Annotated in this window: 17 protein-coding genes, 2 tRNA genes and 1 riboswitch; of the genes, 8 read left to right on the top strand and 11 right to left on the bottom strand. The window is 73.3% G+C overall.

From position 1 onward, the window contains the following. Positions 1-88: 88 nt before the first annotated feature. Entirely contained in the window at positions 89-763 is a 675-nt protein-coding gene (locus JSQ78_RS01265) for a DedA family protein (protein WP_349305127.1), read from the bottom strand. Positions 764-824: 61 nt separating this feature from the next. Here JSQ78_RS01265 and JSQ78_RS01260 point away from each other — a divergent pair. From JSQ78_RS01260 to JSQ78_RS01240, 5 genes are all read left to right on the top strand, one after another. Beyond that, positions 825-897: transfer RNA gene (locus JSQ78_RS01260), tRNA-Arg, on the top strand. A 58-nt stretch (positions 898-955) separates the two neighbouring features. Beyond that, on the top strand, positions 956-1825 hold the full coding sequence (locus JSQ78_RS01255) for a serine hydrolase domain-containing protein (protein WP_211448766.1): 870 nt from the start codon (positions 956-958) through the stop codon (positions 1823-1825). Positions 1826-1865: 40 nt separating this feature from the next. Further along, positions 1866-2507, top strand: coding sequence for an HAD family hydrolase (locus JSQ78_RS01250; protein ID WP_211448765.1), 642 nt, complete (start codon positions 1866-1868; stop codon positions 2505-2507). 69 nt (positions 2508-2576) lie between these two features. Next, positions 2577-3161 (top strand): oligoribonuclease, encoded by a 585-nt coding sequence (gene orn, locus JSQ78_RS01245; RefSeq protein ID WP_211450442.1) that lies wholly within the window; start codon positions 2577-2579, stop codon positions 3159-3161. A 71-nt stretch (positions 3162-3232) separates the two neighbouring features. Further along, a tRNA-His gene (locus tag JSQ78_RS01240) sits at positions 3233-3308 on the top strand. A gap of 44 nt (positions 3309-3352) precedes the next feature. Here the strand turns inward: JSQ78_RS01240 and JSQ78_RS01235 are convergent. Then, a complete protein-coding gene (locus JSQ78_RS01235; protein WP_211448764.1) occupies positions 3353-3643 on the bottom strand; it encodes a DUF3253 domain-containing protein in 291 nt (96 codons plus the stop codon). 33 nt (positions 3644-3676) lie between these two features. Then, positions 3677-4525 carry a siderophore-interacting protein gene (locus tag JSQ78_RS01230; protein WP_211448762.1) on the bottom strand — a complete coding sequence of 283 codons (849 nt, stop codon included), beginning with the start codon at positions 4523-4525 and terminating at the stop codon, positions 3677-3679. Positions 4526-4578: 53 nt separating this feature from the next. Between JSQ78_RS01230 and JSQ78_RS01225 the strand changes: the two genes are divergently transcribed. Then, on the top strand, positions 4579-4950 hold the full coding sequence (locus JSQ78_RS01225; RefSeq protein WP_249295796.1) for a metallopeptidase family protein: 372 nt from the start codon (positions 4579-4581) through the stop codon (positions 4948-4950). An 18-nt stretch (positions 4951-4968) separates the two neighbouring features. On the opposite strand, the gene JSQ78_RS01220 is transcribed toward JSQ78_RS01225, so the two are convergent. The 5 genes from JSQ78_RS01220 to JSQ78_RS01200 form a co-directional block, all read right to left on the bottom strand. Beyond that, complete coding sequence (locus tag JSQ78_RS01220) at positions 4969-6606, bottom strand: HNH endonuclease signature motif containing protein (protein WP_211448760.1); 1638 nt, start codon at positions 6604-6606, stop codon at positions 4969-4971. A gap of 65 nt (positions 6607-6671) precedes the next feature. Continuing rightward, positions 6672-7139 carry a nucleoside/nucleotide kinase family protein gene (locus JSQ78_RS01215; RefSeq protein ID WP_211448758.1) on the bottom strand — a complete coding sequence of 156 codons (468 nt, stop codon included), beginning with the start codon at positions 7137-7139 and terminating at the stop codon, positions 6672-6674. Further along, entirely contained in the window at positions 7139-7897 is a 759-nt protein-coding gene (locus JSQ78_RS01210) for an energy-coupling factor transporter transmembrane component T family protein (RefSeq protein ID WP_249295795.1), read from the bottom strand. Before JSQ78_RS01210 ends, JSQ78_RS01215 begins: the two co-directional genes overlap by 1 nt. After that, positions 7894-9270: an ABC transporter ATP-binding protein gene (locus JSQ78_RS01205; RefSeq protein ID WP_211448755.1), complete on the bottom strand. Its 1377-nt coding sequence runs from the start codon at positions 9268-9270 to the stop codon at positions 7894-7896. Before JSQ78_RS01205 ends, JSQ78_RS01210 begins: the two co-directional genes overlap by 4 nt. Before the next feature lie 62 nt (positions 9271-9332). Beyond that, positions 9333-9956: an ECF transporter S component gene (locus JSQ78_RS01200; protein WP_021011382.1), complete on the bottom strand. Its 624-nt coding sequence runs from the start codon at positions 9954-9956 to the stop codon at positions 9333-9335. A 21-nt stretch (positions 9957-9977) separates the two neighbouring features. Continuing rightward, positions 9978-10087: riboswitch (TPP riboswitch) on the bottom strand. A 46-nt stretch (positions 10088-10133) separates the two neighbouring features. Between JSQ78_RS01200 and JSQ78_RS01195 the strand changes: the two genes are divergently transcribed. Next, positions 10134-10895 (top strand): SGNH/GDSL hydrolase family protein, encoded by a 762-nt coding sequence (locus JSQ78_RS01195; protein ID WP_211448753.1) that lies wholly within the window; start codon positions 10134-10136, stop codon positions 10893-10895. Here the strand turns inward: JSQ78_RS01195 and JSQ78_RS01190 are convergent. Continuing rightward, positions 10892-11746, bottom strand: a complete 855-nt coding sequence (locus tag JSQ78_RS01190; protein ID WP_502756127.1) for a DUF3097 domain-containing protein — start codon at positions 11744-11746, stop codon at positions 10892-10894. The genes JSQ78_RS01195 and JSQ78_RS01190 overlap by 4 nt on opposite strands. 28 nt (positions 11747-11774) lie before the next feature. Continuing rightward, positions 11775-12809, bottom strand: a complete 1035-nt coding sequence (locus tag JSQ78_RS01185) for an LLM class F420-dependent oxidoreductase (protein ID WP_211448751.1) — start codon at positions 12807-12809, stop codon at positions 11775-11777. Between the two features lie 87 nt (positions 12810-12896). On the opposite strand from JSQ78_RS01185, the gene JSQ78_RS01180 reads away from it, so the two are divergent. Continuing rightward, positions 12897-13826 carry an LLM class F420-dependent oxidoreductase gene (locus JSQ78_RS01180; RefSeq protein WP_211448749.1) on the top strand — a complete coding sequence of 310 codons (930 nt, stop codon included), beginning with the start codon at positions 12897-12899 and terminating at the stop codon, positions 13824-13826. Positions 13827-13889: 63 nt separating this feature from the next. On the opposite strand, the gene JSQ78_RS01175 is transcribed toward JSQ78_RS01180, so the two are convergent. Beyond that, complete coding sequence (locus tag JSQ78_RS01175; RefSeq protein ID WP_211448747.1) at positions 13890-14162, bottom strand: GlsB/YeaQ/YmgE family stress response membrane protein; 273 nt, start codon at positions 14160-14162, stop codon at positions 13890-13892. Positions 14163-14196 lie beyond the last annotated feature (34 nt).

The following is a 14196-nucleotide window of genomic DNA, read 5'->3' as shown; positions in this document are numbered from 1 at the left end:
TCGGGGCGTCGGTGAAGTCGTGCGAATTCGAACAACACGCTATCGCGCGAAGCCATTCCCGATCCGTTGCGACGCGCCTCGCGGCCCGTCACTCGCCCGAGAGCAGCGGCTTCCCCTCCTTGCGGTTCTGGAGCATCCGGTGCACCACGAACCACACGAGCACGACGATGACGAGCCCGATGACGACCCACTGCAACCAGTCCATGTAGGGCTCGATGACGTGGTAGTTCCGGCCGAGGAAGACGCCGATCAGGATGAAGATCGTGTTCCAGATGGCGGAGCCGACGAGGGTGAGCCCGAGGAACAGCAGCACCGGCATGCGCTCGATGCCGGCGGGGATCGAGATGAGGCTGCGGAAGATGGGCAGGAAGCGGCCGAACAGCACCGTCTTCCAGCCGTGCTTCGCGAACCACGCGGTCGTCTTGTCGATGTCGCTCGCGCGCACGAGCGGCATCTTCCGCGCGATCGACACGAGCCGGTCGTGGCCGAGCCAGCGGCCGAGCAGGTAGAGCACGAGCGCGCCGAAGACCGAGCCGATCGTGGTCCAGATGATGGCCTCGGCGACGGTGAAGGTGCCCTGCGCCGCGCTGAAGCCCGCGAGCGGCAGGATGACCTCGCTCGGGATGGGCGGGAAGAGGTTCTCGGCTGCGATCGCGACGGCGGCGCCGGGAGCGCCGATCGTCTCCATCAGCCCCACCGCCCAACCGGCGACGCCGCTCAGCTCGTCGGAGGGCTGGGTGGACTGCAGGATCGTCGGGAGCACCACGACAGCCTACGGTCGGGCCGCTGGGCGACTCGATAGGATCGCCGGTGTCGCAAGGCACGCCCCCGTAGCTCAGCGGATAGAGCAGGAGCCTTCTAATCTCTTGGTCGCAGGTTCAATTCCTGCCGGGGGCACCGACGGCCGCAGCCCTTCGCTGACGGCGCTCGACGGCGTGGGTGGCAGAGTGGGTCGGTGAGCATCCTCGCGCGAGACCGCAGCACCGCACAGCGACTGCGGGACGGCGATCGCGTGGTGGTCGAGCGGTTCGGCCCGCTGCATCGAGGCGCGCCGATGCTCGAGTGGGGCTCGATCACGAAGACCGTCACGGCCGCGATCGCCGCCCGGCTCGCCGAGGCCGGCGAGCTCGACCTCGACGCACCCGTCGCGACCCTCCTGCCTGCGACGCTGCTGCCCGGCGCCGTGACCGTCCGCACGCTCATCGAGCACCGTTCGGGCCTGCCGCGCGTGCCCGCGGGCATGACCGACCCGCTCGATCCCTACGCCGCCTTCACGACCCGGCGCTTCGACATGGAGGTCGTACCGGCCCTCGCGGCGCTCCGACGCGAGCCGAAGCCGGCCCCTGAGTACTCGAACCTCGGTTACGCGGTGCTCACGCGCGCGCTCGAGGAGCTCACCGGCCAGTCCTGGTGGCAGCTCGCGCGCTCGCGCGTGCTCGAGCCCCTCGGGGTGGTCGACGTCGCCGTCGACCCGCCCGCCGAGCGACGCCCGGTCGTGCGCGCCTGGAGCGGCGCGCCGCGCGCGCAGTGGACGATGCACACCGGCCCCTTCGTCGGTGCCGGCGGCCTCTGGGGCACCTTCGACGCCCTCGAGCGCTACGCGAGCGCCGCGATGCGGCACACAGGGGCGGATGCGTGGGCACCGGGCTGGCAGGTCGCGGGCACGGTGCGCTGGCACAACGGCCACGTGCGCGACTCGGGGTCCTTCGTCGCCGTCGACACCGCATCCGACCGCGTCGTCACCGTGCACACCCTCGGGCGCTTCGTCGGCACCGCCGACCGCGTCGCGCAGCGGCTCGTGCGCCGACACCGCAGCGCTGCCTGACGCGGTCGGGCGCGCCCCGGCGGCATGCCAGGCTGGAGGCATGCCCGGCGCACTCCTGTTCGACATGGACGGCACGCTCATCGACTCCGAACCCCTCTGGCACGAGGAGATGCGCGCCTTCGCGCGCGTGCAGGGCATCGAGTGGACCGTGGCTGACGCGCACTGGACGACCGGCAGGCCGATGATCGAGTGGGCCGACCGGATGCGCGAGCGCGGCGTCACGATGGACCGCGCGTCGATCATCGCCACCGTCGCAGGCACCGTGGCCGCCGCCGTGCGCGAGGAGACGCCGTGGCTCCCGGGCAGCGTCGCGCTGCTCGAGCGCGTCGCCGAGGCGGGCGTGCCCGCGGCGCTCGTCACGAACGCGACGCGTGAGAACGCCGAGGCGCTCCTGCAGGCGGCGCCCGCGGGCGCGCTGCGCTTCGCCGTCACGGCCGACGACGTCGAGCGCTCGAAGCCCGACCCCGAGCCGTACGCGCTCGCCGTCCGACGCCTCGGGGCCGACGCATCCGGGAGCGTCGCGTTCGAGGACTCGAGCAGCGGCGCCCGCTCGGCGGCAGCCGCGGGTGCCCGGCTCTGGTTCCTCACGACGCAGCTGACCGCGTCGCCCGTGCCCGCCGAGCGCACGATCGCGACGCTCGCCGACATCGACGCCGACAAGCTCTTCGCGCAGCTGGGCTGAGCGTCGGCGGGCCGCCCGTAGACTCGGCGTGTGGCTGCCTCTGACCGGATCGTCTGGATCGACTGCGAGATGACGGGCCTCGACCCCACGGTCGACGAGCTCGTCGAGGTGGCGGTCGTCGTCACCGACTTCGAGCTGCAGGTGCTCGACCCGGGCCTCCAGGTCGTCATCAAGCCGTCGGACGCCGCGCTCGAGCAGATGAACGACTTCGTGCGCCAGATGCACGCGACGAGCGGGCTCGACGCCGAGCTCGAGCACGGCGTCTCGCTCGCCGAGGCTGAGCTGCTCGTGCTCGAGTACGTGCAGCGCTTCGTGCCGCTCGAGCGCTCGGCGCCCGTCGGCGGCAACACGATCGGCACCGACCGGATGTTCCTCGCGCGGTACATGCCCGCGCTCGACGGCTTCCTGCACTACCGCTCGATCGACGTCTCGAGCATCAAGGAGCTCTCGCGCCGCTGGTTCCCGCGCGCGTACTTCCAGAGCCCGGAGAAGGCGGGCGGCCACCGCGCGCTCGCCGACATCCTCGAGTCGATCCGCGAGCTGCGCTACTACCGGCGCGCGGTGTTCACGGAAGCGCCGGGTCGCTCGAGCGAAGAGCTCCAGGCGATCGCGGCCGACGTCGTCGACGGCTTCGGGGAGCACCTCGGCAGCTGACACACCGTCCCGCCGATGTCGTGCGGGCGTCGCGGATGTCGTATGCTGTCATGGTTGCGCTCGCGCACATGGTGGGTATAGCTCAGTTGGTAGAGCGCCTCGTTGTGGTCGAGGAGGCCGCGGGTTCAAGCCCCGTTACTCACCCCACGCGGAAGGCCCGGAGGATCATGTCCTCCGGGCCTTCGCCGCTCCTAGGCGGTTCCATCGGGAGGCTCGGCACGCTGGGCGAGGCGGATGCGGATGGGCCCCTTCGCGCTGTCGAGGTCGACGACCTCGCCGCGCTGCGTGACCTCGACGGCACCATCGGCGACGAGCCTGCGAGCAGCGTCGCGCGCCGCATCCATCTGCGGTCGCCAGTCGGCCTCGTCCGGGCCCGCGACGGCCTTCGCCGCGTCGCTCGGGCAGATCGTCGCACCGTCGCGGCGCCGCGCCAGGAGGTCGAGGATGGCCGACTCCATCGGGCCGTCGGGCGCGCGCGTCATGCGGTCAGTGTGTCGCGCGGCGCTGGGGGCCGGCTAGGAGGCCGCGTGCGCCGGCGGCAGGATCTGCCCGATCGGCTCGCGCTTCTCGGCCTGGAAGCGGTCCTCCGTGCGCCCGAGCGCCCAGTAGCCCGAGAGCGACACCTGCGAGCGCTCGAGTCCGCGGCGCACGAGCAGCTCGTCGCGGAGCGCCTTCATCGACTCGCGCTCGCCGTGCGCGAAGACCTGGCCTCGTCCCTCCGGCAGCTCGAGCGCCGCGGTCTGGTCGGCGAGCAGTCCGACGGTGTCCGCGCTCGCCTCGCCGCGGTGCAGCCACCGCACCTCGAAGCCGTCGGGAGCCGAGAACGGGAGCTCCTCCGACCCATCCCGCACCTCGATGAGCGCGGCGCCGCGCGCGGTCGCGGGGAGCGACTCGACGCTCCGCGCGATCGCCGGGAGCGACGACTCATCGCCGAGGAAGAGGTGCCACGCCGCGGTCTCGTCGGGCGCGAAGGCGCCGCCCGGGCCGCCGAACACGACGCGCTCCCCCGGCTGCACGCGCGCGGCCCATGGACCTGCGAGGCCCTGATCGCCGTGCACGACGACGTCGATCGCGAAGGAGTCGTCGGCGATCGCGCGCACGGTGTAGGTGCGGGTGACCGGCAGGTCGTCGGGCGCGAGCGACTCGCGGAGGGCCGCGACGTCGTAGGGCGGCTCCAGGCCGAGCTCGGGCTTGGCGAACCAGATCTTGACGTAGGCGTCGGTGAACGCGTTGGGTGCGAAGGTCGCGTAGCCGTCGCCGCCGATCCAGATCCGCACCATGCTCGGAGCGATCCGCTCGACGCGGACGACCTCCATCACGTGCTGCGGACGGTTGGGGCGAGGGGGACGGACGGGGGCGCTCATCGTCCTCGACGGTATCAGCGGGACTGCGTCCGACCGCGGTCGATAGGCTCACGATGAGGATGCAGAGGGAGGCGGTCGCGGTGCTCGAGCTCGACCACGACGCGTTCGAGGCGCTCGTCACCGAGGTGCTCGACGCGCTGCCCGACGAGATGGTCGAGGGCCTCGACAACGTCGTCTTCCTCGTCGAGGACGAGCACCCCGAGGAGGACCTGCTCGGCATCTACGAGGGTGTCGCGATCACCGAGCGCGGCCAGTACGGCTTCGGCGAGCTGCCGGACCGGATCATGGTCTACCGGCTCCCGCACCTCGACTCGACCGAGACGATCGACGAGCTGCGGGCCGAGGTGCGGACGACGATCGTGCACGAGATCGCGCACTTCTACGGCATCGACGACGAGCAGCTGCACGAGCTGGGCTGGGCGTAGCCGCCCTCCGCGTCGCGATCAGAACGGCAGCGGTGGCGCGTTCGGGTCGTCGTCGACCGCGTCGCTCGCCGGACTCCCGTACCAGTCGCGAAGCGCGGCGGGATCGGGCTCGGGCCAGGTGGTCGGGTCGTCCCAGCGGCCGAGGCGCTCGAGCGCTGCGCGCTGATCGGCACGCCGCTCAGCGCGAGTGCGGGTGGGCGGTCTCGGCTTCGTGCGCGGCATGTCGGTGAACACGGGCCCGACCGGCTCGGGCAGGTCGTCGATCACCTGCCCGAGCGGTGACGTCCAGCGCAGCACCCCGTGCGGCAGCTGCTCGACCGACCAGCGGGAGCTGTGCTTGAGGACGTGATCTCGGCGGCAGACGAAGCCGAGGTTGTCGAGGCTCGTCGCGCCGCCCTCGGCCCACGCGAGGGTGTGGTCGAGGTCGGCGCGGCGGGCCGGATGCGGACACCCGGGTGCTCGACAGCGCTGATCGCGCCCGAGCAGGACGTGCCGCTGCCCAGCGGTCGGGGTGTACGAGTCGACCGTGACCGCGACGCCCGTCACGGGGTCGGTGAAGAGCCGCAGCCAGGTCGACGCCTCCCCCGCCAGCCGCCTGGCGGTCTCGAGGTCGACGATCACCTTCCCGTCGAGCATCGCCGGGAACCGGTGCCCGGCCGCCTCGGCCTCCGCCGCCGTGCCGTCGAAGCACAGCCCGCCCGCGGGGATCGCGATCATCGGCTTGACCCGGATGCCGGACGTGCCGTGCAGGTCCTCCGGCACCACGCCGGACAGCAGCAGCTCCTGGAACGCATCCGCCCGGAACTGGTCGAACGAGCGAGGATCCTCCTTCGGCTTCCCGCGCGCCGCCTGCGTCAGCCGATCGAGCACCGCGAACGCCTCCAGCGCCGGCAGGAACGCGTACAGGTGCGCCATCCCATCACCCGCATCCGACACCTCCACCCGCCGCCGCTGCCGAGCCGTCTCGTGCCGGACCTGCAGCGGCGTCGAGAGCACATCGTTCACGACCTGCTTCGCCTTCGACCGCAGCCTCGCGGTGCTCGTGCGCTCGGCGACATCGACGAGCTCGGCGACCACCCGGTCGCGATCGGCTGGCGTGACTGCCGCATCATCGCGCAGCGCGCGGGTCTCGGCCTCGATGATCCGCAGGTGGCTCGCGGTGATGCGCCCCTCGGCGGCTGCCTCGTGGGCGGCGGGGAGCTCGCGGACGATGGTCCAGGCCTCGGTGATGTGCCGCTCGACGGTCGGGTTCGTCAGACCGAGCTCGACCGCCGCGAACGACGCGATCTCGCGCAGCATCGCGCCGGTGTCGCCGGGCTGGTCGATCATCCTCTGCATGTGCTCGGCGAGCAGCGCGCGCCGCCGGCCCTCGAGCCGCGCCGACTGCGCCTCGATCGTCACGAGCTCGGAGAGGAGCTCCCCGTCGAGCCGCAAGCGCCGCTCCGCCGCCGACTCCGGGGCTCGCGGGAGCGGCGGGATCGGCACGCCGCGCTCGGCCGCTGCCTCGACCTGCTCCTCCGACATCGCCGCGACCTGGGCCGACAGCTCGGCGAGGAACGCGTCGAGCTCGTCGTCCGCGGCGATCTCGGCCGCCGAGCGCGGCTCGAGCGGCAGCGCGTCGAGCGCTTCCGCTCCGCTGCCGGGCTGCGTCTCCATGCCCTGATCCTCCCGTGCACCACCCACATGCGAGGAGCGGGGCGAGCAGCTGTGGAGGGCGCAGCTCAGGTGCGGATGACCTCGTCGGCGAGCGCTGCGGGGTCGTTCGCGGCGACGTGGGCGTCCTCCTGCTCGCGCCACAGCATCCACCACGAGTCCTCGCCGTCGCGCGAGAGCGCGCGGGCGTGCCGCACCTCCTCCGGAGCCTCGAGCCACAGCGCCCGGCCGGCGTGCTCGCGCGACTGCAGCGTGAGCGAGCCGCAGCCCTCGACGATGAGCGGCTCCCCCGGCTCGGCGCGATCCTCGTCTCCCCAGTCGCCGGCCGCCCAGTCCCACCGCCGCCACACCGCCGTGCGACCGGCGACGAGCGGCGCGAGGATGCCGCGCTCGAGCAGCCGCGAGCCGGTCGCGAGCCCGTGCCAGCCCGCGTAGAGATCGTCCATGTGGATGACGCGCGCGCCCGTCTCGGCGGCGAGCCGCGCGGCGAGCTCGGTCTTGCCTGCACCGGATCGCCCGTCGATGATCGTCAGCATCACGCCCTCTCCCACACCGGCGAGAACGATCCTGCCGCGAGTGAGACGCCGAGCGCGGTCGCCGTCACGAGGGCGACGAGCAGCACGAGCACCGCATCGCGCCACCCGAGCGTCGACGGCCGTGCCCATGTGCGCTCCGGCCCGCCGAACCCGCGCGCCTCCATCGCGGTCGCGAGCGTGCCGCCGCGCCGCAGCGCGACGACGAGCAGCGCGAACGCCGCTTGCAGCGACCGCCGCACGGCGCCCGTGTCGCCGAGCCCGCGGGCTCGCCGCGCGAGCGAGATCTGCCGCCAGTCCTCGCCGAGCACGCCGAACAGGCGCGTGCCCGCGAGCGCCGCGAGCACGAACCGGTGCGGCAGCCGCGCGACCTGCGCGAGGCCGTCGGCGAGCCGCGTCGGGTCGACGCCGACGAGCGCGACGAGCGTCGGCACGCCGACCGCCAGCACGCGCAGGCCGATCGCGAGCGCGAGCTCGATCGAGCGGTCGCTGATGACGGCGAGCCAGACCTGGGCGTGGATGCGTCCGGCCGGCTCGGCGTAGAGCAGCATGCTGACGGCCGAGAGCGGCGCGGCGACGAGCAGCGGCCACGAGCGGCGCACGACGGTGCGGGGGCCGATCCCGACGCTCGCGAAGACGATCGCCCACGCGGCGAGCGCGACGGCCGCCGTGACGACGTCGATCGTGAGCAGCATCGGGATGGAGTAGAGCACCGCCGCGAGGATGGGCGTGACGGGGTTCACCCGCTCGAGCGCCTTCACGCGGCGCCCAGCCGCAGTACGCGATCGCCGAGCACGCGCTCGACGTCGGCGTCGTGGGTCACCGCGACGACCGCGCATCCGTCGTCGTCGACGAGCGACGCGATGAGCCGGACGAGTTCCTGCCACGTGCGGCGGTCCTGCCCGAACGTCGGCTCGTCGAGCACCATCACGCGCGGCGCGGGCGCGAGGACCGTCGCGACCGAGAGCCGCCGCTGCTCACCGCCCGAGAGCGTGAAGGGGTTGACGTCGGCGAGGTGGTCGAGCCGCAGCGCCGCGAGCAGCGCGTCGACGCGGTCGCGCACCTGGGCGTCGTCCCGCCCGAGCGCCCGCAGCCCCGCCGCGACCTCGTCGTGCACGCGCGCGGCGACGAACTGGTGCTCGGGCTGCTGGAAGACCGTGCCGATGCGCGTCGCGAGCTGCTTCGGTCGCCAGCGCATCGGCGCCTCGGCCGCTGCGCCGCCGCGCAGCTCCGTCGTCGCGCGCACCGCGCCCGCGACCGGCGGCAGGAGTCCCGCGAGGGTCAGCGCGAGGGTCGACTTGCCAACGCCGTTCCGCCCGGTGACAACGAGTGCCTCGCCTGCACGAACCTCGACGCCGATGGGCTCGTGCACGGCCTCGCCAGCGCGACCGGACCGCAGCGCCTCGGCGACGAGCAGCGCCGGCCCGGCCGCGCGGCGCTCGCGCGCGACCTCGACCGGGAGCCCCGGCACCCACACGCCGCCCGCCGCGAGGCGCTCCGCGTGCACATCGAGCACCGCGTGGGGCGAGCCCTCTGCCGCGACGCCCCCGCGCGGCTCGAGCACGACGACGCGGTCGACGACGGGCAGCCACGTGTCGACGCGGTGCTCGACGACCACGAGCGTCGCCCCGGTCGCGGCGGCGACGCGCGCCACCGCATCCCGCACCTCGACGACGCCCACGGGATCGAGGTTCGCGGTCGGCTCGTCGAGCAGGATGAGGCCCGGGCGCATGGCGATGACGCCCGCGAGCGCGAGCCGCTGCCGCTGCCCGCCCGAGAGCGCCGCGGTCGAGCGGTCGAGGTCGACGTCGAGGCCGACGGCGCCGAGCGCGTCCAGCACGCGCGGCCAGATCTCGTCACGCGGCACCGCGAGGTTCTCGCAGCCGAAGGCGACGTCGTCGCCGACGCGCGACATGATCGTGTTGGCCTGCGGGTCCTGCAGCACGAGCCCGGCGAGGCCGCGCCGGCTCCCGGGGTGGGCGCCGTCGACGAGCAGCTCGCCGGTCTCCTCGCCCTCCTCGTCGCCGCCGAGCACGCCGGCGAGCGCCGACAGGAGCGTCGACTTGCCCGCGCCGGAGGGCCCGAGCAGCAGCACGCGCTCGCCGGGCTCGACGTCGAGGTCGAGCCCGGCCACGGCGGGCGCCTCCCGCCCGGCGTGCCGCCAGCCCCACCCGCGAGCGCGGATGCGGGAGCCGGTCACCGGCCGCGCGACCGACCCGAGGCGAAGCGGTCGAGCACACCGGTCGCCGCCAGCGCCCGTGTCAGCAGCCAGCCGACCACGCCGGCGAGCAGGGCGCCCGAGACGACGAGGCAGCCGAGGTAGATCATCAGGAACTCGCCGCTCATGGCGAGGTTGCCCGAGATGAACAGCTCGATCGTCCACGCGGCGACGGCGGCGCCGATGCCGGCGAGCATGGCGACGCCGAGGCCGAAGCGTCGGTAGGCGAACAGCAGGAAGATCAGCTCGGCGCCCAGACCCTGCGCGATGCCGGAGTAGACGGTCTCGATCGACCACTGGCTGCCGAGCAGCATCGACACGGTCGCCGCCAGCAGCTCCACGAAGAGCGCCGCGCCCGGCTTGCGGATGATGAGCCCGCCCAGCACGCCGCCGATCAGCCAGATGCCGACGGCGAGGCCGCCGAAGCCGGGCGTGAGCGCGTCCATGACGCTGAACCATGCGTAGCCGACGCTGTTCCAGAGCACGAACAGCAGGCCGGTTGCGACGCCGAGCACGGCGGCGACGACGATGTCGACGACCCGCCAGCGGCCGATGCGGCGGCGCCCGGTCGACGAAGCGGATGCAGTGGATGCAGTGGTCATGAAGTGCCCTTCTCGGTGGAATGGCACGGGTGCGTGTCCTCCCTGCGCTGGCATGATCCAGATCAGGTTTGACGGTCGAAGGCTTCAGCCTTCCTCTCAGCCCGGCGCACCGGACTCCCGTGTCGCCAGCCAGTCTAGCCCGGGGCGTCGAGCGGGTGGCGCGCGTAGGCTCGACGGGTGCAGCACATCGGATCCTTCGTGGCCATCGGCGACAGCTTCACCGAGGGCGTGGGCGACGAGCTGCCCGACGGCTCGGTGCGCGGCTGGGCCGACTTCGTCGCCGCGGGCCTCGCGACCGCGCAGGGCGCACCGGTGCGCTACGCGAACCTCGCGATCCGCGGCCGCAAGCTCGGGCAGATCCTGCACGAGCAGCTCGACGCGGCCATCGCGCTCGGCCCCGACGCGATCAGCATCAACGGCGGCGGCAACGACATCCTCCGGCCGAAGGTCTCGATCTACCACGTCGGGGAGCGCCTCGCGGATGCCGCGCACCGCATCGCGGCCGCAGGCATCCGCCCCATCATGCTCTCGGGCGGCAACCCCTCGGGCGTCATGCCCATCGGCGCCGTCATGCAGCGCCGCGGCGATGCGCTCGCGCGCGCCGTCGTCTCGCGGGTCGCCGACCTCGACGCGCCCTACGTGGACAACTGGTCGGACGTCGAGCTGCGGAGCCCCCGCTTCTGGTCGCGCGATCGGCTGCACCTCAACGCCGCCGGGCACGCGCACGTCGCGAGCAACGTGCTGCGGGCGCTCGGTCACCCCGCACCCGAGTCGTGGCGCGACCTCGCGGCGATCTCGACCGCCGAGGGCCGCCGCGACGTCGCCTACTACCGCGAGTTCGTGATGCCGTGGCTCGGCCGCCGGTTCACGGGTCGCTCCTCGGGCGACGGCCGCGATCCGAAGCTGCCCGGCTTCGTCGAGGTGCCGCCGATCACCTAGGCCCCCGACTGCCCCGTCGTCACGAAGTCGATGAGCTCCTCGACGCGCGCGAGCAGGGCCGGCTCGAGGTCGTTCCAGTCGCGCACGCGACCGCGGATGCGCTGCCACGCGCGCGCGACGTCCTGCTGGTCGCGGTGCGGCATCCCGAGCCGCTTGAGCGTGCCCTGCTTCCAGTCCTCGCCGCGCGGCACGTCGGGCCAGCGCTCGATGCCGAGCCGCGCGGGCTTCACGGCTTGCCAGATGTCGATGAACGGATGCCCGACGATGCGCACGTGCGCGGCGTGCGGACCGCGCTCGACGGCCTGGGCGATCCTGGTCTCCTTCGAGCCGGGCACGAGATGGTCGACGAGGATCCCGAGGCGGCGCGTCGCGCTCGGCGCGAACTCCGCGACGATGCCCGCGAGGTCGTCGACCCCGTGGAGCGGCTCGACCACGACGCCCTCGACCCGCAGGTCGTGGCCCCACACCTGCTCGACGAGCTCGGCGTCGTGGGTGCCCTCGACGAGGATGCGGCTCGGGAGCGCGACGCGCGCCTTGAGCCCCTCGACAGCGCGGGAGCCCGACGCCGTGCGAGTCGGCGCGCTCTTCTCGACCGCGGGCGGCACGAGCTCGACCTCGACGCCCTCGACGAGGAAGCCGCGGCCGAGCGGGAACAGCCGCACCTTGCCGCGCCGATCCTCGAGCTGCACGTGGCCCGCCTCGATGCCGACGACCGCGCCGACGTAGCCGTCGTGCCGCTCGAGGACGAGCTCGCGCTCGGCCGCGACCTGCCTGGGCGGCGGCGGCTTCCTGGCCGCCTTCGCCTCCGGCGAGAGCACGTCGCCGCCCCACGAGTCCCAGTCGATCAGCACTCGATCGAGCGTAGACGTGCCGGGACGCTCAGCCGCGCAGGCGCGCGACCGCCTCGAGCGTCGCGAGGTCGCCCTGCACGAGGATGCGCGTGACGACCGACTCCTCCCAGCGCTCGAGCCCGTCGCGCACGCGCTCGATCGGCCCGACGAGCGCGATCTCGTCGACGAGCCGCGTCGGCACCGCCGCGATCGCCTCGGCCTTGCGGCCCGCGAGGTAGAGCTCCTGGATCGCGGCGCACTCCGCCTCGAACCCGAGCCGCGCGACCGCGTCGTAGTGGAAGTTCGCGCCCTTCGCGCCCATCCCGCCGACGTAGAGCGCGATCATCGGCCGCACCCGGTCGGCCGCCGCCTCGACGTCGGCGTCGACGACGATCGGCACCGGCACCGAGACCTCGAAGCGATCCGCGGGCGGCAGCGCCGCGTCGCGCTTCGCGAAGCCCTCCTCGAGCAGCGCGCGCGAGGCGGCGTCCTGCGCGGGCGAGAACAGGAACGGCAGCCAGCCGTCGGCGATCTCGGCCGCGAGCGACGTGTTCTTGGGTCCCTCCGCGGCGAGGTGGATCGGGATGTGCTGCCGCAGCGGGTGCAGCGTCGAGATGAGCGGCTTGCCGTGCCCCGTCGTGCCCTCGCCCGTGAGCGGCAGCGGCAGCTGCGGTCCCGGCGCCGTCACGGGCGCCTCGCGCGCCATGATGCTGCGGAGGATCGCGACGTACTCGCGCGTGCGGGCGAGCGGCTTCGGGAACGGCTGCCCGTACCAGCCCTCCACGACCTGCGGCCCGCTCACGCCGAGCCCGAGGATCACGCGACCGCCCGAGAGGTGGTCGAGCGTCATCGCCGTCATCGCGGTCGACGCCGCGGTGCGCGCCGAGAGCTGCGCGATGCCGGTCGCGAGCTGGATGCGCGACGTCGCCGCACCCCACCACGCGAGGGGGGTGAACGCATCCGACCCGTATGCCTCCGACGTCCAGATCGAGTCGAAGCCGAGCCGCTCCGCCGCCTGCACCGCCTCGAGCGCCCCCGCGGGCGGCGCGGCCTTCCAGTAGCCGAGCATGTAGCCGTAGTCCATGGTGCCCATCCTGCCCACCCGGGCCCCGCGCAACCGACCGGTTGTGCCGGATGCACGAGCGGCGCGCCGCTTCCGTAGGCTCGCCCCATGGACTTCCGCATCTTCACCGAGCCCCAGCAGGGCGCCTCCTACGACGAGCTGCTCGCGGTCGCGCTGCGCACCGAGCAGCTCGGCTTCGACGGCTTCTTCCGCTCCGACCACTACCTCCGCATGGGCGACGGCGACCCGGGCTACGGGCCGACGGATGCGTGGACGACGCTCGCGGGCCTCGCGCGCGACACCGAGCGGGTGCGCCTCGGCACGCTCGTCTCGTCCGTCACCTACCGGCTCCCCGGCATCCTCGCCGTGCAGGTCGCGAACGTCGACGCGATGTCGGGCGGCCGCGTCGAGCTCGGCCTCGGCACCGGCTGGTTCGAGCAGGAGCACCGCGCCTTCGGCATCCCCTTCCCCGAGCGCCGCTTCGACCTGCTCGAGGAGCAGCTCGCGATCGTGACGGGGTTCTGGCAGACGCCCGCGGGCGCGCGATTCTCGTTCGACGGCGACCACTACCGCCTCGAGGACTCCCCCGCGCTCCCGAAGCCCGTGCAGGAGCGCATCCCCGTGATCGTCGGCGGACTGGGCGCGAAGCGCACGCCACGGCTCGCCGCGCAGTTCGGCGACGAGCACAACCTCTCGTTCCCGCCGTTCGAGCGCATCCGACCCCTGTTCGCCGCGCTCGACGAGGCCATCGAGCGCGAGGAGCGCGAGCGCCCCGTCGTGCGCTCGGTCGCGCTCGTCGCGTGCGTCGGCGACGACGAGGCGACGTTCCGACGGCGGGCGGATGCGATCGGTCGCGAGCCCGAGGAGCTGCGGCAGCACGGCGTGGCCGGCTCGCGCGCCGAGGTCGAGGACCTGCTCGGCCGGCTCGCCGACGACGGGGTCGAGCGCGTCTACCTGCAGGTGCTCGACATGACCGACCTCGACCACCTCGACGAGCTCGCATCGTTCGCGGGCGTCGAGGTGCCGGTCGCCGCCTGAGCCGTCCGAGCACGCGGAAGGGGGCTGCCCGCAGGCAGCCCCCTTCCGTGTCGTCCGTGGCGCTTACGCCGTGGTGCGACCGCGGTTCTTGGTCAGCAGGCCGTAGATCAGCAGCACGATGATCGCACCGCCGATGGCCAGCAGCCACGTCTGGATGGACCAGAAGTCCTCCAGGCCGACGTTGAACAGCACCGACCCGAGGAAGCCTCCGAGCAGCGCGCCCACGACGCCGAGGATCAGCGTGATGATCCATCCGCCGCCCTGGCGGCCGGGGAGGATCAGCTTGGCGATGGCACCGGCGACGAGGCCGAGGACGATCCAACCGAGAATGCCCATAGTGTGGTCCCTTCTCTCTGCAGCGGTGCAAGGG

The organism is Agrococcus sp. Marseille-Q4369, from assembly GCF_018308945.1.
Lineage (GTDB): Bacteria > Actinomycetota > Actinomycetes > Actinomycetales > Microbacteriaceae > Agrococcus.
The sequence above is the reverse complement of the archived record's forward strand: the minus strand, read 5'-3'. Positions and strand labels throughout refer to the sequence as shown.